Origin of the sequence: Streptomyces sp. NPDC046876, assembly GCF_040645035.1 — a bacterium.
GTDB lineage: Bacteria > Actinomycetota > Actinomycetes > Streptomycetales > Streptomycetaceae > Streptomyces.
Window position 1 is genome coordinate 1 of record NZ_JBEYXK010000118.1, and the last position, 19,481, is coordinate 19,481.

The 19,481-nt window shown below is 73.2% G+C and carries 23 protein-coding genes; 4 read left to right on the plus strand and 19 right to left on the minus strand.

Translation table 11 applies throughout. From position 1 onward, the window contains the following. Nucleotides 1-313: 313 nt before the first annotated feature. The 11 genes from lgt to hisI form a co-directional block, all read right to left on the minus strand. Nucleotides 314-1,333: a prolipoprotein diacylglyceryl transferase gene (gene lgt, locus ABZ924_RS33975; protein WP_361918675.1), complete on the minus strand. Its 1,020-nt coding sequence runs from the start codon at nucleotides 1,331-1,333 to the stop codon at nucleotides 314-316. A gap of 90 nt (nucleotides 1,334-1,423) precedes the next feature. Continuing rightward, a complete protein-coding gene (locus ABZ924_RS33980) occupies nucleotides 1,424-2,386 on the minus strand; it encodes a thioredoxin domain-containing protein (RefSeq protein WP_361918678.1) in 963 nt (320 codons plus the stop codon). A 94-nt stretch (nucleotides 2,387-2,480) separates the two neighbouring features. Next, on the minus strand, nucleotides 2,481-3,293 hold the full coding sequence (gene trpA / locus ABZ924_RS33985) for a tryptophan synthase subunit alpha (RefSeq protein WP_361918681.1): 813 nt from the start codon (nucleotides 3,291-3,293) through the stop codon (nucleotides 2,481-2,483). Beyond that, nucleotides 3,290-4,540 (minus strand): tryptophan synthase subunit beta, encoded by a 1,251-nt coding sequence (trpB, locus tag ABZ924_RS33990; RefSeq protein WP_361918684.1) that lies wholly within the window; start codon nucleotides 4,538-4,540, stop codon nucleotides 3,290-3,292. The genes trpA and trpB overlap by 4 nt, the downstream gene beginning before the upstream one ends. Before the next feature lie 234 nt (nucleotides 4,541-4,774). After that, the gene (locus ABZ924_RS33995) at nucleotides 4,775-4,984 is read right to left on the minus strand and encodes a tryptophan synthase subunit(beta) (RefSeq protein WP_361918687.1); all 210 of its coding nucleotides are present in this window, start codon (nucleotides 4,982-4,984) and stop codon (nucleotides 4,775-4,777) included. An 8-nt stretch (nucleotides 4,985-4,992) separates the two neighbouring features. Continuing rightward, entirely contained in the window at nucleotides 4,993-5,802 is an 810-nt protein-coding gene (gene trpC, locus ABZ924_RS34000) for an indole-3-glycerol phosphate synthase TrpC (RefSeq protein WP_361918690.1), read from the minus strand. Between the two features lie 162 nt (nucleotides 5,803-5,964). Further along, nucleotides 5,965-6,435 (minus strand): DUF2752 domain-containing protein, encoded by a 471-nt coding sequence (locus ABZ924_RS34005; RefSeq protein WP_361918693.1) that lies wholly within the window; start codon nucleotides 6,433-6,435, stop codon nucleotides 5,965-5,967. 99 nt (nucleotides 6,436-6,534) lie between these two features. Further along, nucleotides 6,535-6,774 carry an HGxxPAAW family protein gene (locus ABZ924_RS34010; protein WP_361918695.1) on the minus strand — a complete coding sequence of 80 codons (240 nt, stop codon included), beginning with the start codon at nucleotides 6,772-6,774 and terminating at the stop codon, nucleotides 6,535-6,537. 102 nt (nucleotides 6,775-6,876) lie between these two features. Next, the gene (locus tag ABZ924_RS34015) at nucleotides 6,877-7,542 is read right to left on the minus strand and encodes a TIGR02234 family membrane protein (protein ID WP_361918698.1); all 666 of its coding nucleotides are present in this window, start codon (nucleotides 7,540-7,542) and stop codon (nucleotides 6,877-6,879) included. 25 nt (nucleotides 7,543-7,567) lie between these two features. Beyond that, entirely contained in the window at nucleotides 7,568-9,055 is a 1,488-nt protein-coding gene (locus tag ABZ924_RS34020) for an anthranilate synthase component I (RefSeq protein WP_361918701.1), read from the minus strand. 8 nt (nucleotides 9,056-9,063) lie between these two features. Then, nucleotides 9,064-9,441 (minus strand): phosphoribosyl-AMP cyclohydrolase, encoded by a 378-nt coding sequence (gene hisI / locus ABZ924_RS34025; protein WP_361918704.1) that lies wholly within the window; start codon nucleotides 9,439-9,441, stop codon nucleotides 9,064-9,066. An 84-nt stretch (nucleotides 9,442-9,525) separates the two neighbouring features. On the opposite strand from hisI, the gene ABZ924_RS34030 reads away from it, so the two are divergent. Further along, nucleotides 9,526-10,158: a TIGR03085 family metal-binding protein gene (locus tag ABZ924_RS34030; protein ID WP_361918707.1), complete on the plus strand. Its 633-nt coding sequence runs from the start codon at nucleotides 9,526-9,528 to the stop codon at nucleotides 10,156-10,158. A gap of 366 nt (nucleotides 10,159-10,524) precedes the next feature. Here ABZ924_RS34030 and hisF read toward each other — a convergent pair whose 3' ends face one another. The 8 genes from hisF to hisD are packed head-to-tail and all read right to left on the minus strand — an operon-like array spanning nucleotide 10,525 to nucleotide 16,262. After that, nucleotides 10,525-11,280, minus strand: coding sequence for an imidazole glycerol phosphate synthase subunit HisF (gene hisF, locus ABZ924_RS34035; protein ID WP_361918710.1), 756 nt, complete (start codon nucleotides 11,278-11,280; stop codon nucleotides 10,525-10,527). Beyond that, nucleotides 11,280-11,681 carry a RidA family protein gene (locus tag ABZ924_RS34040; RefSeq protein WP_361918713.1) on the minus strand — a complete coding sequence of 134 codons (402 nt, stop codon included), beginning with the start codon at nucleotides 11,679-11,681 and terminating at the stop codon, nucleotides 11,280-11,282. Before ABZ924_RS34040 ends, hisF begins: the two co-directional genes overlap by 1 nt. After that, nucleotides 11,678-12,418: a bifunctional 1-(5-phosphoribosyl)-5-((5-phosphoribosylamino)methylideneamino)imidazole-4-carboxamide isomerase/phosphoribosylanthranilate isomerase PriA gene (gene priA, locus ABZ924_RS34045; RefSeq protein WP_361918716.1), complete on the minus strand. Its 741-nt coding sequence runs from the start codon at nucleotides 12,416-12,418 to the stop codon at nucleotides 11,678-11,680. The genes ABZ924_RS34040 and priA overlap by 4 nt, the downstream gene beginning before the upstream one ends. Next, nucleotides 12,418-13,068 carry an imidazole glycerol phosphate synthase subunit HisH gene (hisH, locus tag ABZ924_RS34050; RefSeq protein ID WP_361918719.1) on the minus strand — a complete coding sequence of 217 codons (651 nt, stop codon included), beginning with the start codon at nucleotides 13,066-13,068 and terminating at the stop codon, nucleotides 12,418-12,420. The genes priA and hisH overlap by 1 nt, the downstream gene beginning before the upstream one ends. Beyond that, nucleotides 13,065-13,232: a hypothetical protein gene (locus ABZ924_RS34055; RefSeq protein ID WP_361918722.1), complete on the minus strand. Its 168-nt coding sequence runs from the start codon at nucleotides 13,230-13,232 to the stop codon at nucleotides 13,065-13,067. Before ABZ924_RS34055 ends, hisH begins: the two co-directional genes overlap by 4 nt. A gap of 2 nt (nucleotides 13,233-13,234) precedes the next feature. Beyond that, complete coding sequence (hisB, locus tag ABZ924_RS34060; RefSeq protein ID WP_361918724.1) at nucleotides 13,235-13,834, minus strand: imidazoleglycerol-phosphate dehydratase HisB; 600 nt, start codon at nucleotides 13,832-13,834, stop codon at nucleotides 13,235-13,237. Further along, nucleotides 13,831-14,943, minus strand: a complete 1,113-nt coding sequence (locus ABZ924_RS34065) for a histidinol-phosphate transaminase (RefSeq protein WP_361918739.1) — start codon at nucleotides 14,941-14,943, stop codon at nucleotides 13,831-13,833. Before ABZ924_RS34065 ends, hisB begins: the two co-directional genes overlap by 4 nt. Further along, nucleotides 14,940-16,262 (minus strand): histidinol dehydrogenase, encoded by a 1,323-nt coding sequence (gene hisD / locus ABZ924_RS34070; RefSeq protein WP_361918727.1) that lies wholly within the window; start codon nucleotides 16,260-16,262, stop codon nucleotides 14,940-14,942. The genes ABZ924_RS34065 and hisD overlap by 4 nt, the downstream gene beginning before the upstream one ends. Before the next feature lie 132 nt (nucleotides 16,263-16,394). Between hisD and ABZ924_RS34075 the strand changes: the two genes are divergently transcribed. The 3 genes from ABZ924_RS34075 to ybaK all read left to right on the plus strand — a co-directional run bounded on the left by ABZ924_RS34075 (nucleotide 16,395) and on the right by ybaK (nucleotide 19,410). Further along, nucleotides 16,395-17,996, plus strand: a complete 1,602-nt coding sequence (locus ABZ924_RS34075) for an oxidoreductase (RefSeq protein ID WP_361918730.1) — start codon at nucleotides 16,395-16,397, stop codon at nucleotides 17,994-17,996. A 144-nt stretch (nucleotides 17,997-18,140) separates the two neighbouring features. Further along, nucleotides 18,141-18,881 (plus strand): LON peptidase substrate-binding domain-containing protein, encoded by a 741-nt coding sequence (locus ABZ924_RS34080; RefSeq protein WP_361918733.1) that lies wholly within the window; start codon nucleotides 18,141-18,143, stop codon nucleotides 18,879-18,881. 16 nt (nucleotides 18,882-18,897) lie between these two features. Further along, nucleotides 18,898-19,410 (plus strand): Cys-tRNA(Pro) deacylase, encoded by a 513-nt coding sequence (ybaK, locus tag ABZ924_RS34085; RefSeq protein ID WP_361918736.1) that lies wholly within the window; start codon nucleotides 18,898-18,900, stop codon nucleotides 19,408-19,410. The last annotated feature ends 71 nt before the right edge of the window (nucleotides 19,411-19,481 follow it).

Below are 19,481 nucleotides of genomic sequence, written 5' to 3' on the forward strand. Positions count from 1 at the left end.
CCGCCTCGTTGAACGAGCGCCGGTTCATCTCGGCAAAGACCGGGGCGTGGACTCAAACGCCGGCGAGGCTGGATTTGGCCGACCCCCGGCTTCGAAAGCGGGGGCCGGGGTGCCCCGTTGCCCCGGCCTAAAAGGCGGGAGGCTGGAAATCCCCCACGTCAGAAGGGGGGAGACTGGAGAGCCCCGGGTCGGAAGCGGGGGCGGGGCTCCGGGTCGGAAGCGGGGGCGGGGCTCCGGGTCGGAAGCGGGGCCGGGAAAAAGCCCACCCCCCGCTTTGGTGGCGGGGGGTGGGGCTGAGGGTGGCGGCGACGGGTCAGGCGTCGGTCGCGTCGGCCTTGGCGGCCGCGGTGTCGCCGCTCTTGGCACCCGGGACCTCGGCCTTCGGGGCCTCGGCCGCGTCGGCCGCGGGCTCCGGCTTCGTGAGGCTGACCTCGGCAGCGGCCGGCTCGGCTTCGGCCGGAGCCGCGGGCGCGGCGTCGGCGTCGGCCTCGGCCGTCTTCGGGTCGGCGGCCGCCGGGCCGCGGTCCGGTTCGACCACCGCTTCGCGGCCCGGGCGGAACTTCGCCGAGAGGACGAAGTAGACCACCGCCAGGACGAAGACCACGATTGCGGTCCACACGTTCAGCCGGACGCCGAGGATGTGGTGGGCCTCGTCGACCCGCATGTACTCGATCCAGCCGCGCCCCGCGCAGTACGCGGCCACGTACAGCGCGAACGCCCGCCCGTGCCCGAGCTTGAAGCGCCGGTCGGCCCAGAGCACCAGCAGGGCCACACCGACGCACCACAGCGACTCGTACAGGAACGTCGGGTGGTAGGTGCCGGCGACCCGGTTCGGACCCTCGCTGATCTCCAGCGCCCACGGCAGGTCGGTGGCCCGCCCGTAGAGCTCCTGGTTGAACCAGTTGCCCCAGCGGCCGCAGGCCTGGGCCAGGGCGATGCCGGGGGCGAGGGCGTCGGCCCAGGCGGGCAGCGGGATGCCGCGCAGGCGGCAGCCGATCCAGGCGCCGACCGCGCCGAGCGCGATCGCGCCCCAGATGCCGAGGCCGCCCTCCCAGATCTTGAAGGCGTCGACCCAGTTGCGGCCTTCGCCGAAGTACAGCTGGTAGTCGGTGATCACGTGGTAGAGGCGACCGCCGACCAGGCCGAACGGGACCGCCCACACGGCGATGTCCGCGACCGTGCCCGGCTTTCCGCCGCGCGCGATCCAGCGCTTGTTGCCGAGCCAGACGGCGACGAAGACGCCGATGATGATGCAGAACGCGTAGCCGCGCAGCGGGATCGGCCCGAGGTGGACCACGCCGGTCGACGGGCTGGGGATGTAGGCAAGGTTCATGGCAGGTCCGACGCTACCCTGCCGGGCGGTACGGATCGCAACCCGCCCGGCAAGCCGCCATCAAATCGACACCTCCTCGCCCCACCCGCCTCACTCCCGTCCGGCCGCCCTCGACGCCGAAGTCGACGCCGACGCGGTCGCCGCCGGCGCCCCCGCACGCGCCGCCCCCGTCGCCGCCGCAGAGGGCTTCGCACGGGATCCGGCCGGTGAGGCCGAGGGGGACGGGGACGCGGACGCGGAGGCGCCCGCCGGCGGGGTCGCGCCCTTGGCGGCCGCCTCCACCGTTTCCTTCAGCTTCTGCGGGGTGATCGGGTTGGCCTGGTCGGCGAAGATGTCCTTGCCGTTCAGCAGCACGCTCGGGGTGCCCCGGAACTTGCCGGCGCGGAAGGCCGCGTGCGACTTGGCCACCCAGCTGTCGTGGGTGCCCTTCTCGACGCACGCGCGGAACTCGGGCGTGTCCAGCCCGGGCACCTTGGCGGCGAGCTCCAGCAGCTTGGCGTTCTTGCCGTAGGCGTCGTCCGTCTCCTCCGGCTGGTTCTGGAAGAGCAGGTCGTGGTACGCGGCGAACTTCCCGGCGTCCTGGGCGCAGGCGGCCGCATTGGCGCCGCGCAGCGAGCCGCTGCCGCCCATGTTGCCGTCGATGAGGGTGACCAGGTGGTAGTCGACCTTGAGCAGGCCCTTGGCCTCCAGGTCGTGGACGGTGTCCCGGTAGTTGGTCTCGAAGGCCTTGCAGGCGGGGCAGCGGAAGTCCTCCCACACGGTGAGGGTGGACTTGGCCTCGCTGCTGCCCGTCTGGATGGCCAGGGCGTCCTTGCCGGTGGCCCCGGAGGGGGTGGTCACCGGGCCGGCCTCGCCGGACTTGCCGCCCTTGCCGCTGTTGGCGGCGATCAGGCCGACCACGGCCGCCAGGCCCAGTACGCCGACCACCGCCGCTGCCACGAGGAGCGTCCGCCGGCGCTTGTCCCTCTTCCTGTCCCGCTCGCGCTCCGCTTGGAGTCGTTCCCGAGCCGATCGTTTCGCTTGGCGGTTCGCACCGTCGTTCTTCTCGCTCACGGTCGGCCAAACGAAGCAGGGAGGCACTCTCGTGCCTCCCTGCCCGCAAGTCCACCCGATCGGGCTACAGAACCTTCCCGGGTTCCGCGCCGCGTCAGCTCCTGCGTACGCCTTCCGCAAGTTCGCCCGCCAGCGCCCGTACGGCGTCCAGCCCGGCGGGCAGGTCCGGTGCGTCCAGCAGCAGCTTCACGAACGCCGAGCCGACGATCACGCCGTCGGCGAAGCCGGCGACCTCCTTGGCCTGGGCGGCGTTGGAGACGCCGAGGCCCACGCAGACGGGCAGCTCGGTGGTGGTGCGGGTGCGGCGGACCAGCTCCTGGGCCTCGTGGCCGACCGACTCGCGGGTGCCGGTGACCCCCATGAGGGAGGCGGCGTAGACGAAGCCGGATCCGGCGGCGGTGATCGTCGCCAGCCGCTCGTCCTTGCTGCTCGGCGCGACGACGAAGACGGTCGCCAGGCCGTGCCGGTCGGCGTGCTCGCGCCACAGCGCGGACTCCTGGACGGGCAGGTCCGGCAGGATGCAGCCGGCGCCGCCGGCCTCGGCGAGCTCGGCGGCGAACCGCTCCACGCCGTAGCGGTCGATGGGGTTCCAGTACGTCATCACCAGCACCGGGGCCCCGGTCGCCGCGTGCGCCTCGCGCACGGTGCGCAGCACGTCGGCGATCTTGACGCCGCCGCGCAGGGCGATGTCGTCGGCGGTCTGGATGATCGCGCCGTCGAGGACGGGGTCGCTGTGCGGGAGGCCGACCTCGACCACGTCCGCGCCGCCCTCGATGACGGCCCTGACGGCCTCGATGCCGCCGTCGACGGTGGGGAAGCCCGCCGGGAGGTAGGCGACGAGGGCCGCGCGGTCCTCGGACTTCGCCTTGGCGAGGGTGGCCGAGAGGAGGTCGATGTTGCCGCTCACTTGGTCTCTCCCTCGGAGTCGTCGTACAGCCCGAAGTAGCGGGCGGCCGTGTCCATGTCCTTGTCGCCGCGGCCGGACAGGTTGACCACGATCAGCCCGTCCTTGCCGAGCTCCCGGCCCAGGTCGAGCGCGCCCGCGAGGGCGTGCGCGGACTCGATGGCCGGGATGATGCCCTCGGTGCGCGAGAGCAGGCGCAGGGCCTGCATGGCCGCGTCGTCGGTGACCGCGCGGTACTCGCCGCGGCCGGTGTCCTTGAGGAAGGAGTGCTCCGGGCCGATGCCGGGGTAGTCCAGGCCGGCCGAGATCGAGTACGGCTCGGTGATCTGGCCCTCCTCGTCCTGCAGGACGTAGCTGCGGGAGCCGTGCAGGATGCCCGGCTCGCCGGCGGTCAGCGTGGCCGCGTGCTCGCCGGTCTCGACGCCGTGCCCGGCGGGCTCGAAGCCGACCAGGCGGACCCCGGTGTCGGGGATGAAGGCGTGGAAGAGGCCGATGGCGTTGGAGCCGCCGCCGACGCAGGCCGCGACGGCGTCGGGCAGGCGTCCGGCGCGCTCCAGGATCTGGCGGCGGGCCTCGACGCCGATGACGCGGTGGAAGTCGCGGACCATGGCGGGGAAGGGGTGCGGGCCGGCGACGGTGCCGAAGAGGTAGTGGGTGCGGTCGACGTTGGCGACCCAGTCGCGGAACGCCTCGTTGATGGCGTCCTTGAGGGTGCGCGAGCCGGACTTCACCGCGATGACCTCGGCGCCGAGCATGCGCATGCGGGCCACGTTGAGGGCCTGGCGCTGGGTGTCGATCTCGCCCATGTAGACGGTGCACTCGAGGCCGAAGAGGGCGCAGGCGGTGGCGGTGGCCACGCCGTGCTGGCCGGCGCCGGTCTCGGCGATGACGCGGGTCTTGCCCATGCGCTTGGTGAGGAGCGCCTGGCCCAGCACGTTGTTGATCTTGTGCGAGCCGGTGTGGTTGAGGTCCTCGCGCTTGAGGAAGATCCGGGCTCCGCCGGCGTGCTCGGCGAACCGGGGGACCTCGGTGAGGGCGCTGGGGCGTCCGGTGTAGTTGACCATCAGGTCGTTGAGCTCGGCCGCGAAGGCCGGGTCCGCCTTGGCCTTCTCGTACTCCACGGCGACCTCGTCCACGGCGGCGACGAGCGCCTCCGGGATGAACTTGCCGCCGAAGTCGCCGAAGTACCCCTCGGCGTTCGGAACCTGACCCTCCGGGTCCGGGATGAAGAATTCAGTGGCGCTGGACATGCCCAGTCACTCCTGTGGGATGCGTGTGCGGCGGGTGGTGGTCACCGTATTGCGCCGCCCGCCCGTGGCACGCGCGCCGCACCCCGCGGCCGGACGGCGAATCCGGCGGGGGTGGTTGCGGTACGTGCGTACGGTGCGGGAGGCCCGCGCCGCCCGGTCCGGTCGTCGTCCGGTCCCGGGGGCGCAAGGCCGTGCGGAGGGGTCCTGCGGCGGTCGGCCGCGGGGCCCGTTCCGTTACGGCGCGCCTCCGGGGCGCCATCGCATGCCGTTGACCTGGCCGGGCTCGGAGCCGATCACGTACCGGACCCGCCGCCCGTGGACGCGCCGGGCCGGGGCGCGGCAGCCGCGGGGGCGGCAGCCGCGCGCCAGGGGCGCGTGCGCCGTCTGCACGCGGGCCGGGCCACGGCCCGGGCGGGTGCGGACGGAGGGGCGGTCACAGGCCATGGGTCGGGTCAGCTCCGTCCGTGGCGCAGGGCGGGGTGGGCGCCGGCGGCGACGAGGTCGGCCACGGCCGCCTTCGGGTCGCGTCCGGTCACCAGGGACTCGCCCACGAGGACGGCGTCGGCGCCCTCGTTCGCGTAGGCGATCAGGTCGTGCGGTCCGCGGATGCCGGACTCGGCGACCTTGACGATGTGGGCGGGGATCTCGCCGACGACGCGCTCGAAGGTGGAGCGGTCGACGGTGAGGTCCTTGAGGTTGCGTGCGTTCACGCCGATGATCTTGGCGCCGGCGGCCACCGCGCGCTCGATCTCCTCCTCGTCGTGGACCTCGACGAGCGGGGTCAGGCCGATGGACTCGGCCCGCTCGATGAGGGAGACGAGGGCCTCCTGGTCCAGCGCCGCCACGATCAGCAGCACGAGGTCGGCCCCGTACGCACGGGCCTCCCACAGCTGGTACGACGTGACGATGAAGTCCTTGCGCAGGATCGGGATGTCCACGCGGGCGCGGACGGCCTCCAGGTCGGCCAGCGAGCCGCCGAAGCGGCGCTGCTCGGTGAGGACGGAGATGACCGCGGCACCGCCCGCCTCGTAGTCGGCGGCGAGCCCGGCCGGGTCGGCGATCGCGGCCAGCGCGCCCTTGGAGGGGCTGGAGCGCTTGACCTCACAGATCACCTTGACGCCGTCGCCGCGCAGGGCCGCGACGCCGTCCTTGGCCTGGGGCGCCTTGGCGGCACGCTCCTTGAGCTCGTCGAGGCTCACGCGGGCCTGCCGTTCGGCAAGGTCTTCGCGGACCCCTTCGATGATCTCGTCGAGCACACTCACGCGAGCGGCCCCCTTCCGGGTCGATGACGGTCGGCCGCCTCGCAGACACGTACGACTGCAAGGTCAGCAATCAAATGGTATCCGCAGGAGGCGTTGCCCTCCGCACGCGGTTGACCGGCGTCCCATTACCTGGACATTCGGAATCTGGGCTTCATATAGGTCTCAAGGGGCCAGTGCGGATCCGAAGGGCAGGTTCCGGACGACGCAGAACACCAGGGCAAGTCCGCCCAGTGCCCACCAGTACGGCCCCTTCACGACGAAACGCGGGGTCGGGGCGCCGCGCCAGGCCCCGGCGAGCCACACGGCCATGAAACCGGCGAAGACGAAGTACGCGGCGACGGCCAGGGCATTCTGCCCCAAAGCCGTGATCAGATCGCCGTGGGCGAACGCATGGGCGCTGCGCAGTCCGCCGCATCCGGGACACAGGATTCCGGTGACCCGGAAAAGCGGGCAGACCGGATAGTGCCCGGGTTCATTGGGATCCACGGCGCCTACGTACGCAAACGCCGCGACCGCACCGGCCAGCGTGAGCAGCGGGGAGGCCAGCCGGCGGACCCGGGAGGCGGGGGGCGCGGCCGGAGGGGCCGGCGGGGGCGGCAGGGGCCCGGTGCGGGGGGTGCGGGAGGCGTCCACGCGCTGAATTCTCTCCGGTCATGACGAGAGGCGCAGCCCGACGGGCCGCGCCTCTCGTGTCCGTGTGTGCTGCCGGCTGCGCCTGCGGCCGGCCGGGCCTCAGGCCTTGGCGGCGGCGATGACCTTGGCGAGGTCGTCGTGGGCGGGCTTCGGCGCACCCATGCCCGCGGCCTTCATCGCCAGGCCCACGACACCGCCGAGGGCGACGACCACGATCCCGGCCCAGAACCCGATCGGGTTCGCGAGCACCATGAACGCGCCGGAAACGCAGAAACCGATGAAGGCGATGATGACACCGGTCCAGGCGGCCGGGGTGTGTCCGTGGTTGCTGCCCGCCATGAGTTGCTCCTCATTTACGTTTTAACGTTTTAACGTTCGCTCTGTCGCAAGTGCTGTGTCGCACGCTCGCTGCCATTGTCCCGCACGGGCCGCGGTGCGTGGTCAGCGGGTGGGGTCCTCGCCGCGGTCCAGGGCCTTCCACAGGTCCTCGGGCCGGTCGGGGTCTGCTGCGGCGGCCCTGCGGCCGCGGGCGGCGCCGTCACGCTCGTAGCGGCCGCCCATCGCGGGCCAGGCGCTGCCGAACCTGAGGGCCAGCAGTCCGGCGGCCAGGATCAGCACGGCCCCGACTGCGGTGACGTACGGCCACGCCGTATGCGTCAGCGCGCCCACGTGCGCCGCGGTGTCCGCGGTCGCACGGGCGGCCTTGGCGTCCAGCGCCTGCCGGTCGCCGGCGGCCAGGGCCGCGGAGACCGCCGCGCCGAGCCCGCTCAGGGCGAGCAGCGCGGAGACCAGCAGCCGGCCCTTGCCGCGTACGGCGAACACCGCGACCAGGGCGGCGAGGCCGACGATGGCCAGGGCCGCCGGCAGCCCGGTGACGGCGCGCCCGTCCGCGGTCAGCGGGAGCGAGCCGCCGCCGACGGCGGCGGTGCCCCGGGCCCACACCCGGCCGGAGGCGAGGAGGACGACGGTGGCACCGAGGGCGCCGAGCAGCAGGGCGGCGGCCACGCTGCGGCGGCCGCCGGCCGGGGCGGAAGCCTCCGCGGCGTCCTGGCCGGGGGCTTCGCCGGTGTCGTTTCGGGGCGGGGGTACGGCACTCACGTACCCCACTATCCCCTACGGCCCCGCGCGCCGGTCAGCGGGCCATCCGGTTGGCCGCCGCCACCGCGCGCAGCACGGCCGCGGCCTTGTTGCGGCACTCGTCGTCCTCCAGCTGGGGCACCGAGTCCGCGACCACGCCCGCGCCGGCCTGGACGTACGCCGTACCGTCGCGCAGCAGGGCCGTGCGGATGGCGATGGCGGTGTCGGAGTCCCCGGCGAAGTCGAGGTAGCCGACGCAGCCGCCGTACAGGCCGCGGCGCGAGGGCTCCAGCTCCTCGATGATCTGCATGGCGCGCGGCTTGGGCGCCCCGGACAGCGTCCCCGCGGGGAAGCAGGCGGTGAGCACGTCAAAGGCGGTACGGCCTTCGGCGACCCGGCCGGTGACGGTGGACACGATGTGCATGACGTGCGAGTACCGCTCGATGGACATGAAGTCGACGACCTCGACGGAGCCCGGTTCGCAGACCCGGCCGAGGTCGTTGCGGCCGAGGTCGACGAGCATCAGGTGCTCGGCGCGCTCCTTGGGGTCGGCCAGCAGCTCCTCGGCGAGGGCCTGGTCCTGCTGCGGGGTGGCCCCGCGGTGGCGGGTGCCCGCGATCGGGTGGACCATGGCCCGGCCGTCCTCGACCTTGACCAGGGCCTCGGGGCTGGAGCCGACGACGTCGAAGCCGTTCTCGAAGCGGAAGAGGTACATGTACGGGGACGGGTTGGTGGCCCGCAGCACCCGGTAGACGTCCAGCGCGGAGGCCTCGCAGGCCGTCTCGAACCGCTGCGAGGGCACCACCTGGAAGGCCTCGCCGGCCCGGATGCGCTCCTTGATGTCCTCGACGGCGGCCTGGTAGTCCGCGCCGCCCCACAGGGCGGAGTACTCGGGCAGCTCGGACGCCGGGAGCGGGGCCGGGGTGTACGGGGCGGGCCGCGCGAGGTCGGCCTCCATGGCGTCGAGCCGGGCGACGGCGTCGGCGTAGGCCTCGTCGACGCCGGTGTCCAGGTCGTTGTGGTTGATCGCGTTGGCGATGAGCTGGACGGTGCCGTCCCAGTGGTCGAGGACCGCCAGGTCGGAGGTGAGCAGCATGGTCAGCTCGGGCAGCCGCAGGTCGTCGGAGCCGTGCTCGCCGATGCGCTCCAGGCGGCGCACGATGTCGTAGCCGAGGTAGCCGACCATGCCGCCGGTGAAGGGCGGCATGCCGGCGGCGAGGTCGCGCGGGGTGTGCAGGGCCTGGACGGTGGCGCGCAGCGCCTGCAGCGGGTCGCCGGCGGTGGGGACGCCGACCGGCGGGGTGCCGATCCAGTGGGCCTCTCCGTCGCGGACGGTGAGCGTGGCGTCGCTGCGGACGCCGACGAAGGAGTAGCGCGACCAGGAGCGGCCGTTCTCGGCGGACTCCAGCAGGAAGGTGCCCGGGCGCTCGGCGGCCAGCTTGCGGTAGAGCCCGACGGGCGTGTCCCCGTCGGCCAGCAGCTTGCGGCTCACCGGGATGACGCGGCGGTCGGCGGCGAGCTTGCGGAACTGTTCGAGATCCATGGGGTGCGTCACCTGTCTGCCTGGTCGGCGGCCAGCGGGAGGACGTCGGCGTCGAAGCACGTACGGGCGCCGGTGTGGCAGGCGGCGCCGACCTGGTCGACCTTGACGAGCACGGTGTCGGCGTCGCAGTCGAGGGCGACGGACTTCACGTGCTGGACGTGGCCGGAGGTGTCCCCCTTCACCCAGTACTCCTGGCGGCTGCGCGACCAGTACGTGCAGCGGCCCGTGGTCAGGGTCCGGTGCAGCGCCTCGTCGTCCATCCACCCGAGCATGAGCACCTCACCGGTGTCGTACTGCTGGGCGATGGCCGGCACCAGGCCGTCGGGCGAGCGCTTGAGCCGGGCGGCGATGGCGGGGTCGAGTGCGGAGGTACTCATGCGGGCCATTGTGCCGCGCGGCGGGGACCGGTATGGATCACCGTCCGTCTGATGGGCGGGCGCGCGGCGTGTTCCCGCCGTAGGCTTGCCCGCATGTCTACCCATGCGAAGCGTGAACGGCTGCTGCTGGCGGACCTGTTGGAGGCGGCCGGGCCGACGGCGCCGACGCTGTGCCAAGGCTGGTCGACCCGGGACCTGGCGGCCCACGTGGTGGTCCGCGAGCGGCGGCCGGATGCGGCGGGCGGCCTGCTGCTGGGCGTGCTGAAGGAGCGGCTGGAGCGGGCGATGGCCGAGTACACGGCCAAGCCGTACGAGGAGCTGATCCAGCTGATCCGGACCGGGCCGCCGAAGCTGTCGGTGTACGCGCTGAAGCCGATCGACGAGGCGGCCAACGCGGTGGAGTTCTACGTGCACGCGGAGGACGTGCGGCGGGCGCAGCCGGACTGGGCGCCGCGGGTGCTGGATCCGGTGTTCTCGGACGCGCTGTGGATGCGGCTGGAGAGGCTGGCCCGTCTCACGGGCCGCCGTTCGCCCGTGGGGCTGGTCCTGCGCCGCCCTGACGGCCAGACGGCCGTGGCCCACAAGGGGACCCCTGTGGTCACGGTGACCGGGGAGCCGGGTGAGCTGACCCTGTTCTGCTTCGGCCGCCAGGACTCTGCCGAGGTCGCCCTCGACGGCCCCAAGGAGGCCATCGGCCGGCTGACCACGGCCAAGCTGGGCATCTAGCCGCCTGCTGCTCCCGCTGCGCGGGGCCTATCCCCTCCCCGCCCCTTCCCGAAACCGTGGCCTGCGCCCCCGGCCCCCGCTGCGGGGCTGCGCCCCGCACCCCGCCTGGGGCTCCGCCCCAGACCCCGCGCCTCAAACGCCGGCGAGGCTGGATTTTCGCCGGGCGGGGCTGGAATTGCCGCGCAGCGGCAAAATCCAGCCCGCGCGGCGTTTGAGCGCACCGGGCGCGAAGCGCACGGAACGGGGGCCGGGGCGTCAGCCCCGGTTTCGGGAAGGGGCGGGGTGGGGAAGGGCTCCGCGCAGCGGCAGCGGCAGCGGCAGCGGCAGCGGCAGCGGCAGCGGCAGCGGCAGCGGCAGCGGCAGCGGTTAGCGGACCGGGTGTCCGGCGGCGCGGAGGGTGGCCTTGACCTCGGCGATGCGGAGGTCGCCGAAGTGGAAGACGGAGGCGGCGAGCACCGCGTCGGCCCCGGCGTCGATGGCCGGCGGGAAGTGGGCCAGGGAGCCCGCCCCGCCGGACGCGATCACCGGCACGGTGACGTGCTTGCGCACCGCCGCGATCATCTCCGTGTCGTACCCGTCCTTGGTGCCGTCGGCGTCCATCGAGTTCAACAGGATCTCCCCGGCGCCGAGCTCCGCAGCCCGGTGGGCCCACTCGACGGCGTCGATCCCGGTGCCCCGGCGGCCGCCGTGCGTGGTGACCTCGAACGAGCCGGTGTCGGTGCGCCGGGCGTCCACCGACAGCACCAGGACCTGGCGGCCGAAGCGCTCGGCGATCTCCTGGATCAGCTCGGGCCGCGCGATGGCGGCCGTGTTGACGCCGACCTTGTCCGCGCCCGCCCGCAGCAGCTTGTCCACGTCGTCCGCGGTGCGGACGCCGCCGCCCACGGTCAGCGGGATGAAGACCTGCTCGGCGGTGCGCCGCACCACGTCGTACGTGGTCTCGCGGTTCCCGGAGGAGGCGGTGATGTCGAGGAAGGTCAGCTCGTCGGCGCCCTCGGCGTCGTACAGCTTGGCCATCTCGACGGGGTCGCCCGCGTCGCGCAGGTTCTGGAAGTTGACGCCCTTGACGACGCGGCCGTTGTCCACGTCCAGGCAGGGGATCACCCGTACGGCGAGTGACATCAGGACTCCCCTCGGAAGGCTTCGACCTCGACCTCGACGACCAGGCTGGGGTCGACGAAGCCGGACACGATGATCATGGATGCGGCGGGGCGGACGGCGTCGAAGAGCTCCTTGTGGGCCCGGCTGACCTCCTCCACGTCCCGCGCGTGGGTGATGTACATGCGGGTGCGCACGACGTGCTCCGCACCCAGCCCCGCCTGGCCGAGCGCGTCGATCGCGACGCGGAAGGCGTTCAGGGTCTGCTGGTACGGGCCGTCGGCCGCGATCTTGCCGTCGACGACCGAGGTGCAGCCGGAGACGAGGACGAGCCCGTTCGGCAGCGCGACGGCGCGGGAGTAGCCCACGGCGTCCTCCCACGGGCCGCCGGAGGAGAAGCGGCGGATGCCGTCGTTCCCGCTCATGCCTGCGCCACCACCCGCAGGGCCTCCTCGAGGGTGAAGGCCTTGGCGTACAGGGCCTTGCCGACGATCGCGCCCTCGACGCCCGCGGGCACGAGCTCGGCGAGCGCCCGCAGGTCGTCCAGCGAGGAGACGCCGCCGGAGGCGACGACCGGCCGGTCGGTGGCTGCGCAGACGTTCCGCAGCAGTTCCAGGTTGGGGCCGGTCAGCGTGCCGTCCTTGCCGATGTCGGTGACGACGTAGCGGGCGCAGCCCTCGGAGTCCAGGCGGGCGAGGGTCTCGTACAGGTCGCCGCCGTCGCTGGTCCAGCCGCGGCCCTTGAGGGTGGTGCCTCGCACGTCGAGTCCGATGGCGATCCGGTCGCCGTGCTCGGCGATGGCCTTGGCGGCCCACTCGGGGGTCTCCAGGGCTGCGGTGCCGAGGTTGACGCGGGTGCAGCCGGTGGCCAGGGCCGCGGCGAGCGTGGCGTCGTCGCGGATGCCGCCGGACAGCTCGACCTTGATGTCCATGGCGCCGGTGATCTCGGCGACCAGGGCGCGGTTGTCGCCGGTGCCGAAGGCGGCGTCGAGGTCCACCAGGTGCAGCCATTCGGCGCCGGCGGCCTGCCAGGCGAGGGCCGCCTGGAGCGGGGAGCCGTAGGAGGTCTCGCTGCCGGAGACCCCGTGGACGAGGCGTACGGCCTGGCCGTCGCGGACGTCGACCGCGGGGAGGAGTTCCAGCTTCGGTGCGGGCTCGGTCATCACAGGGTCTCGATCCAGTTGGTGAGGAGCTGGGCGCCGGCGTCGCCGGACTTCTCGGGGTGGAACTGGGTGGCCCACAGGGCCCCGTTCTCCACCGCCGCGACGAAGCGCTCGCCGTGCGTGGCCCAGGTGACCTTGGGACCGGCGATCCTGGGGTTGGTGACCTCCAGGGTCCAGTCGTGGGCCGCGTAGGAGTGCACGAAGTAGAACCGGGCGTCGTCGTCCAGGCCGGCGAAGGCCTTGCTGTCGGCGGGGGCCTCGACGGTGTTCCAGCCCATGTGCGGGACGACGGGCGCCTTGAGCGGGCCGACGGTGCCGGGCCACTCGTCGAGGCCTTCGGTCTCCACGCCGTGCTCGATGCCGCGCTCGAAGAGGATCTGCATGCCGACGCAGATGCCCATGACGGGGCGGCCGCCGGAGAGGCGGCGGCCGATGATCCAGTCGCCGCGGACGGACTTCAGCCCCTGCATGCAGGCGGAGAAGGCGCCGACGCCGGGGACGAGGAGGCCGTCGGCGTCCATGGCCTTGTCGTAGTCGCGGGTGATCTCGACGTCGGCGCCGACGCGCGCGAGGGCGCGCTCGGCGGAGCGGACGTTTCCGAAGCCGTAGTCGAATACGACGACCGTCTTGGTGGGTCGGGATGCGCTCATGCCCAGATTCCTTGGATCCGCAGGACTCCGGCGGCGAGGCACATCGCGGAGCCGATGGCGAGCAGCAGGACGACCGACTTGGGCATCTGCTGCTTCTGGAAGGAGTAGACGCCGCCGGCCAGGAACAGGCCGACGACGATCAGGACGGTGTTGAGGCCGGTCACGGCTAGAGGGCGCCCTTCGTGGAGGGGAGGATGCCGGCCGCGGCGGCACGCGGGTCGAACTCGGACGCGTAGCGCAGCGCCCGGGCCAGCGCCTTGAACTGGCACTCGACGATGTGGTGGGCGTTGCGGCCGTACGGGACGTGGACGTGCAGGGCGATCTGGGCCTGCGCGACGAAGGACTCCAGGATGTGCCGGGTCATCGTCGTGTCGTACGCGCCGATCATCGGGGCCATGTTCTCGGGCTCGGTGTGCACGAGGTAGGGGCGGCCCGACAGGTCCACGGTCACCTGGGCGAGGGACTCGTCCAGCGGGACGGTGCAGTTGCCGAAGCGGTAGATGCCGACCTTGTCGCCGAGGGCCTGCTTGAAGGCGGCGCCGAGCGCGAGGGCAGTGTCCTCGATGGTGTGGTGGCTGTCGATGTGCAGGTCGCCGTCGGTCTTGACCGTGAGGTCGAACAGGCCGTGGCGGCCGAGCTGGTCGAGCATGTGGTCGTAGAAGCCGACGCCGGTGGAGACGTCGACCTGGCCCGTCCCGTCGAGGTTTATCTCGACGACGACCGAGGTCTCCTTCGTGGTCCGTTCAACCCGTCCGATGCGGCTCATGCGTGCTGCTCCTTCTTCAGTGCGCGAACCGCTTCCAGGAACGCGTCGTTCTCGGCCGGGGTGCCCGCGGTGACCCGCAGCCAGCCCGGCACGCCGTTGTCACGGACCAGGACACCCTGGTCGAGGATCTTCTGCCATGCGGTGTGGGAGTCGTCGAACCTGCCGAACTGGATGAAGTTGGCGTCGGATTCGGTGACCTCGTACCCGATCGCCCGCAGTTCGTCGACGAGGCGGTCCCGCTCGGCCTTGAGCTGCTCGACGTAGCCGAGCAGGGTGTCGGTGTGCTCCAGGGCCGCCAGCGCGGTGGCCTGGGTGACGGCCGACAGGTGGTACGGCAGGCGTACGAGCTGGACGGCGTCGACCACGGCCGGGTGCGCGGCGAGGTAGCCCAGGCGCAGTCCGGCGGCGCCGAAGGCCTTGGACATGGTCCGGGAGACCACCATGTTCGGGCGGCCCTCGATGAGGGGCAGCAGGGAGTCGCGGTGGCTGAACTCGACGTACGCCTCGTCCACGACGACCAGCGAGGGCTTGGCCGCCTGCGCGGCCTCGTAGAGGGCGAGGACCGTCTCCGCCTCGACCGCGGTGCCCGTGGGGTTGTTGGGCGAGGTGATGAAGACGACGTCGGGTGCGTTCTCGGCGATGGCCTGCTCGGCCGCCGCCACGTCGATCGTGAAGTCCTCGCGGCGCGGGCCGGAGATCCAGCCGGTGCCGGTGCCGCGGGCGATCAGGGCGTGCATCGAGTAGGAGGGCTCGAAGCCGATCGCGGTGCGGCCGGGCCCGCCGAAGGTCTGCAGCAGCTGCTGGATGACCTCGTTGGAGCCGTTCGCGGCCCACACGTTCTCCCGGGCGACCGGGTGCTTGCCGGTACGGGTGAGGTAGGCGGCGAGCGCGGTCCGCAGCTCGACCGCGTCCCGGTCGGGGTAGCGGTTGAGGGTGCGGGCCGCGTCGGCGACGCGCTCGGCGATGCGCCGCACCAGCGCCTCGGGGAGCTCGTACGGGTTCTCGTTGGTGTTCAGCTGGACGGGCACGTCCAGCTGCGGGGCGCCGTACGGGGTCTTGCCGCGCAGCTCGTCGCGGATGGGGAGGTCGTCAATGCCGATGGTGCTCATGTCTGCGGGATCTTCCATCCGAAGCGCGCCTTGAGGGCCGCGCCGTGCGCCGGCAGGTCCTCCGCCTCGGCCAGCGTCACCACGTGGTGGGTGACCTCGGCGAGGGCGTCACGTGTGTAGTCGACGATGTGGATGCCGCGCAGGAAGGACTGCACGGACAGGCCCGAGGAGTGGCAGGCGCAGCCGCCGGTGGGCAGGACGTGGTTCGACCCGGCGCAGTAGTCGCCGAGCGAGACCGGGGCCCACGGGCCGACGAAGATCGCGCCGGCGTTGCGGACGCGGGCGGCCCGGGCCGCGGCGTCGGCGGTCTGGATCTCCAGGTGCTCGGCGCCGTACGCGTCGACGACCTTCAGGCCGTCCTCCAGGCTGTCGACCAGCACGATCGCGGACTGCTTGCCCGCCAGGGCGGGCTTGATCCGGTCCTCGACGTGCTTGGTGGCGGCGACCTGGGGCTCCAGCTCCCGCTCCACGGCGGCCGCGAGCTCCTCGGAGTCGGTGACGAGCACAGCGGCGGCCAGCGGGTCGTGCTCGGCCTGGCTGATCAGGTCGGCGGCCACGTGCACCGGGTCGGCGGTGGAGTCCGCGAGGACCGCGATCTCGGTCGGGCCGGCCTCGGTGTCGATGCCGATCTTCCCGGTGAAGTAGCGCTTGGCCGCCGCGACCCAGATGTTGCCGGGACCGGTGACCATGTTGACCGGCAGGCACTCCTCGGTGCCGTACGCGAACATCGCGACGGCCACGGCGCCGCCCGCCGCGTACACCTCGTCCACGCCGAGCAGTGCGCAGGCGGCGAGGATCGTGGGGTGCGGCAGGCCGTCGAACTCGGCCTGCGGCGGAGAGGCCAGCGCGATGGACTCCACGCCCGCCTCCTGGGCCGGCACGACGTTCATGACGACGGAGGACGGGTACACCGAGCGGCCGCCCGGCGCGTACAGGCCCACGCGCTCGACCGGAACCCACTTCTCGGTCACGGTGCCGCCGGGCACCACCTGGGTGGTGTGCTCGCTGCGGCGCTGGCTGCGGTGCACGGTCCGGGCGCGCCGGATCGACTCCTCCAGTGCGGCGCGGACGGCGGGGTCGAGCTCGTCGAGGGCCTTGGCGAGGGCCTCGGCGGGCACCCGTACCTTCTCGAGCGTGACCCCGTCGAACTTCTGCGCGTACTCGATCAGCGCCGCCGTGCCACGATGATGGACGTCCTCGCAGATGGGCCGCACCTTCTCCAGGGCGGCTTCCACGTCGAACTCGGCACGGGGCAGCAGGTCGCGCAGGGCGCCGCCCTCGGGGAGGGCGTTGCCGCGCAGGTCGATACGAGAGATCACCTCCCAATTCTCTCAGACCACCTCCCGCGACCGTCCGCCCGTATCACTGGCTGATACACGCCCCGCGTGTCACCGCCTGCGTCTAGCGTTCCCGTGTTCGCGGTACACACATCACGGCGGAGGGGGGCGGCGATGGCGGTGGCGTCGCACGTGGACGAGGCGCCGGCGGACCTGACCGCCGCCGAACGGCGCATGTGGGAGGCGTTCCGCACCGGCAGTGTGTGCGACCTGAGCTCCCGCGCCGCGGACCACGACGACCCGCACGGCGACCGCGTGTGGGGCGAGGGGCGCAGCGTCCGGGCCCGGACCGTGGCGCTGCTGCTGCTCCACGGGCCGCCGCCGGTGCCGGGCCGGGTGGCCTCGCTGAAGCTGCGCGGCGTACGGATCACAGGCCGCCTGGACCTGTCCGGCGGCACCGTGGAGCCGTACGTCGAACTCCAGTCCTGCCGCTTCGACAGCGAGGTCCAGCTGTCGGAGACCCGGTTCGTCACGCTGCGCCTGGTCAACTGCGCGATACCCCGGCTGGACGCCTCCCGGCTGCACACCGAGGGCGACCTGCACCTGCCGCGCTGCCGGGTCGCCCGCGGGATCCGGCTCACCGACGCGCAGATCGGCACCGACCTGCTGATCAGCCAGGCCGTGGTGCAGCGCGACAGCCGCGGCCGGGCCATCGCCGCCGACGGGATGTCGGTCGCGCAGGACTTCCAGGGCGAGCTGCTGGAGACGTACGGGGAGGTGAGCCTGCGGGGCGCCAAGGTGGGCGTGTCGATGAACCTGCGCGGGGCGCGGCTGGAGAACCCGGACGGGCGGCGCGCGCTGAACGCCCCGCAGCTGACCGTCGAGCGGACCCTGTACCTGACCTCGATCGCCGTGGACTACATGTTCGGCGACTCCGGCTCCTCCACTCCCCCGTACGGGCTCGGCCAGACCCCGACGCGCGGGCAGCGCGCCCGGCGCTTCGAGTGCATCGGCGGGCTGCGCCTCGACGACGGCCGCTTCGGCGACGCCGTCGACTTCTACGGGGCCCGGTTCACGCTGGCCGAGGAGCAGGAGGTGTCGCTGCGCCGGATCCAGACCCCGGAGCTGCGGTTCGTCGGCGAGCGGCCCGAGCGGGGGCGGGTGGTGCTGTCGGGGGCCAAGGTGGTCAAGCTGGTCGACACCTCCACCAGCTGGCCGGGGCAGGGCGGGGTGGCCGTCGAGGGGTTCGTGTACGAGACCCTCGCGCCCCGCGGCCACTTCCCGCTGACACGCCGGCTGGCCTGGCTGGCGGCGGCGACCCCCGAGTACTCACCGGAGCCGTACGAGCGGCTGGCGGCGGTGCTGCGGACCAGCGGGGAGGACGCGGACGCCCGGGAGGTGCTGCTGGCCAAGCAGCGCCGGCGGCGGGCCACGCTCCCGCCGGCGGTGAAGGCCTGGGGGTACGTGCAGGACTGGACGGTGGCCTACGGGTACCGGCCGGGCCGGGCCGCGCTGTGGATGGCGGTGCTGTGGGCGGCGGGGGCCCTGCTGTTCAGCCAGCACGACGCGCAGGCGATCAAGGCGGACGAGCACCCGGAGTGGAACCCGGCCCTGTACGCCCTGGACCTGCTGCTGCCGGTCATCGACCTCGGCCAGGAGGGCCAGTGGAAGATGGCGGGCTACTGGCAGTGGGGGGCGGCGGTGCTGGTCCTGCTGGGCTGGATCCTCGCGACGACGGTGGCGGCGGGGGCGACGCGGGTGCTGAGGCGGGGGTGACGGGGGTTCCGGGGCGGGGGTGATGCGCGTGCCGGGGCGGGGGTGACCGGGGCGGCGGGGCGGGGGTGACCGGGGCGGCGGGGCGGGGTGATGGGGAAGAACCGAGGTGACAGGCCCCGGGCCGCGGCCACTACCCTGTGCGTCGTGACCACCGTTCGCCTGCCCCTCTTCCCGCTGAACTCGGTGCTGTTCCCCGGACTCGTGCTTCCGCTGAACGTCTTCGAGGAGCGTTATCGCGCCATGATGCGGGAGCTGCTGAAGACGGGCGAGGACGAACCGCGCCGCTTCGCGGTCGTCGCGATCCGCGACGGCCGGGAGGTCGCCCCGACCGCCCCCGGACTGCCCGACCAGACCGGGCTGCCCGAGCGGGGCCCGGCCGCCGGCTTCGGCGCCGACCCGATCCAGGCCTTCCACCGCGTGGGCTGCATCGCCGACGCCGCGACGATCCGGGAACGGGAGGACGGCAGCTTCGAGGTCCTCGCGACCGGCACGACCCGGGTGCGGCTGCTGTCGGTGGACGCCTCCGGCCCGTTCCTGGTGGCCGAGCTGGAGGAGATCCCGGAGGACGCCGGCGACGGCGCGGGCGCGCTGGCCGAGGGGGTGCTGCGGGCCTTCCGGAACTACCAGAAGCGGCTCGCCGGGGCCCGGGAGCGGTCCCTGTCCACGGGCGCCGACCTGCCGGACGAGCCGTCGGTGGTGTCGTACCTGGTGGCGGCCGCGGCCGTCCTGGACGTCCCGGCCAAGCAGCGGCTCCTCCAGGCCCCGGACACCGCGACCCGGCTGGCGGAGGAGCTGAAGCTGCTGCGGTCGGAGGCGGCGGTGATCCGGCATCTGCCGTCGCTGCCGGCGGTGGATCTGACGCGGGCGCCGACCAGCCCGAACTGAGACGAGGGGGACGCGCATGGCCAAGGCGGCCAAGGCCGGCAGGAACCGGACCGGGGCGGGGGCGACCCCTGCCATCGCCGCGCTGGCGGCGGCGGGCGTGGAGTTCACCACGCACGCGTACGACCACGACCCGGCGCACCCCTCCTACGGCCAGGAGGCGGCGGAGGCGATGGGCGTGAGCCCGGACCAGGTCTTCAAGACGCTCGTCACGGACGTGGACGGCGTACTGACGGTGGCCGTCGTGCCGGTCTCCGGGAGCCTGGACCTGAAGGCGCTGGCTGCGTCGGTGGGGGCGAAGCGGGCGGTGATGGCGGATCCGGCCCTCGCCGAGCGGACTACGGGGTACGTGGTGGGTGGGATCTCGCCGCTGGGCCAGCGGCGGCGGCTCCGCACGGTCCTGGACGAGTCGGCCTCGGCGCACGCGACCGTCTGCGTCTCGGCCGGCCGCCGTGGGCTGGAGGTCGAACTGGCCCCCGCGGCCCTGGCCGCCCTGACCTCGGCCACCGTGGCCCCGATCGCCCGCCCGTAGCCGGCCGCCCCGGACCCTCCCCCAGCTACCGCTGGGAGGTGCCCCCAGAAACCGGGGCTCCGCCCCGGACC

What these genes read in the sequence shown, in the direction of transcription:
- ybaK (WP_361918736.1), top strand. Translation starts at nt 18,898, where the DNA reads ATGGCCAAGGCGGCCAAGGCCGGCAGGAACCGGACCGGGGCGGGGGCG.
- ABZ924_RS34040 (WP_361918713.1), bottom strand. Translation starts at nt 11,681, where the DNA reads ATGAGCGGGAACGACGGCATCCGCCGCTTCTCCTCCGGCGGCCCGTGG.
- lgt (WP_361918675.1), bottom strand. Translation starts at nt 1,333, where the DNA reads ATGAACCTTGCCTACATCCCCAGCCCGTCGACCGGCGTGGTCCACCTC.
- trpB (WP_361918684.1), bottom strand. Translation starts at nt 4,540, where the DNA reads ATGTCCAGCGCCACTGAATTCTTCATCCCGGACCCGGAGGGTCAGGTT.
- hisB (WP_361918724.1), bottom strand. Translation starts at nt 13,834, where the DNA reads ATGAGCCGCATCGGACGGGTTGAACGGACCACGAAGGAGACCTCGGTC.
- hisI (WP_361918704.1), bottom strand. Translation starts at nt 9,441, where the DNA reads ATGGCCCGCATGAGTACCTCCGCACTCGACCCCGCCATCGCCGCCCGG.
- ABZ924_RS34010 (WP_361918695.1), bottom strand. Translation starts at nt 6,774, where the DNA reads ATGGCGGGCAGCAACCACGGACACACCCCGGCCGCCTGGACCGGTGTC.
- ABZ924_RS34020 (WP_361918701.1), bottom strand. Translation starts at nt 9,055, where the DNA reads ATGGATCTCGAACAGTTCCGCAAGCTCGCCGCCGACCGCCGCGTCATC.
- ABZ924_RS33995 (WP_361918687.1), bottom strand. Translation starts at nt 4,984, where the DNA reads ATGGCCTGTGACCGCCCCTCCGTCCGCACCCGCCCGGGCCGTGGCCCG.
- priA (WP_361918716.1), bottom strand. Translation starts at nt 12,418, where the DNA reads ATGACCGAGCCCGCACCGAAGCTGGAACTCCTCCCCGCGGTCGACGTC.
- ABZ924_RS34030 (WP_361918707.1), top strand. Translation starts at nt 9,526, where the DNA reads ATGTCTACCCATGCGAAGCGTGAACGGCTGCTGCTGGCGGACCTGTTG.
- ABZ924_RS34075 (WP_361918730.1), top strand. Translation starts at nt 16,395, where the DNA reads ATGGCGGTGGCGTCGCACGTGGACGAGGCGCCGGCGGACCTGACCGCC.
- ABZ924_RS34065 (WP_361918739.1), bottom strand. Translation starts at nt 14,943, where the DNA reads ATGAGCACCATCGGCATTGACGACCTCCCCATCCGCGACGAGCTGCGC.
- hisF (WP_361918710.1), bottom strand. Translation starts at nt 11,280, where the DNA reads ATGTCACTCGCCGTACGGGTGATCCCCTGCCTGGACGTGGACAACGGC.
- hisH (WP_361918719.1), bottom strand. Translation starts at nt 13,068, where the DNA reads ATGAGCGCATCCCGACCCACCAAGACGGTCGTCGTATTCGACTACGGC.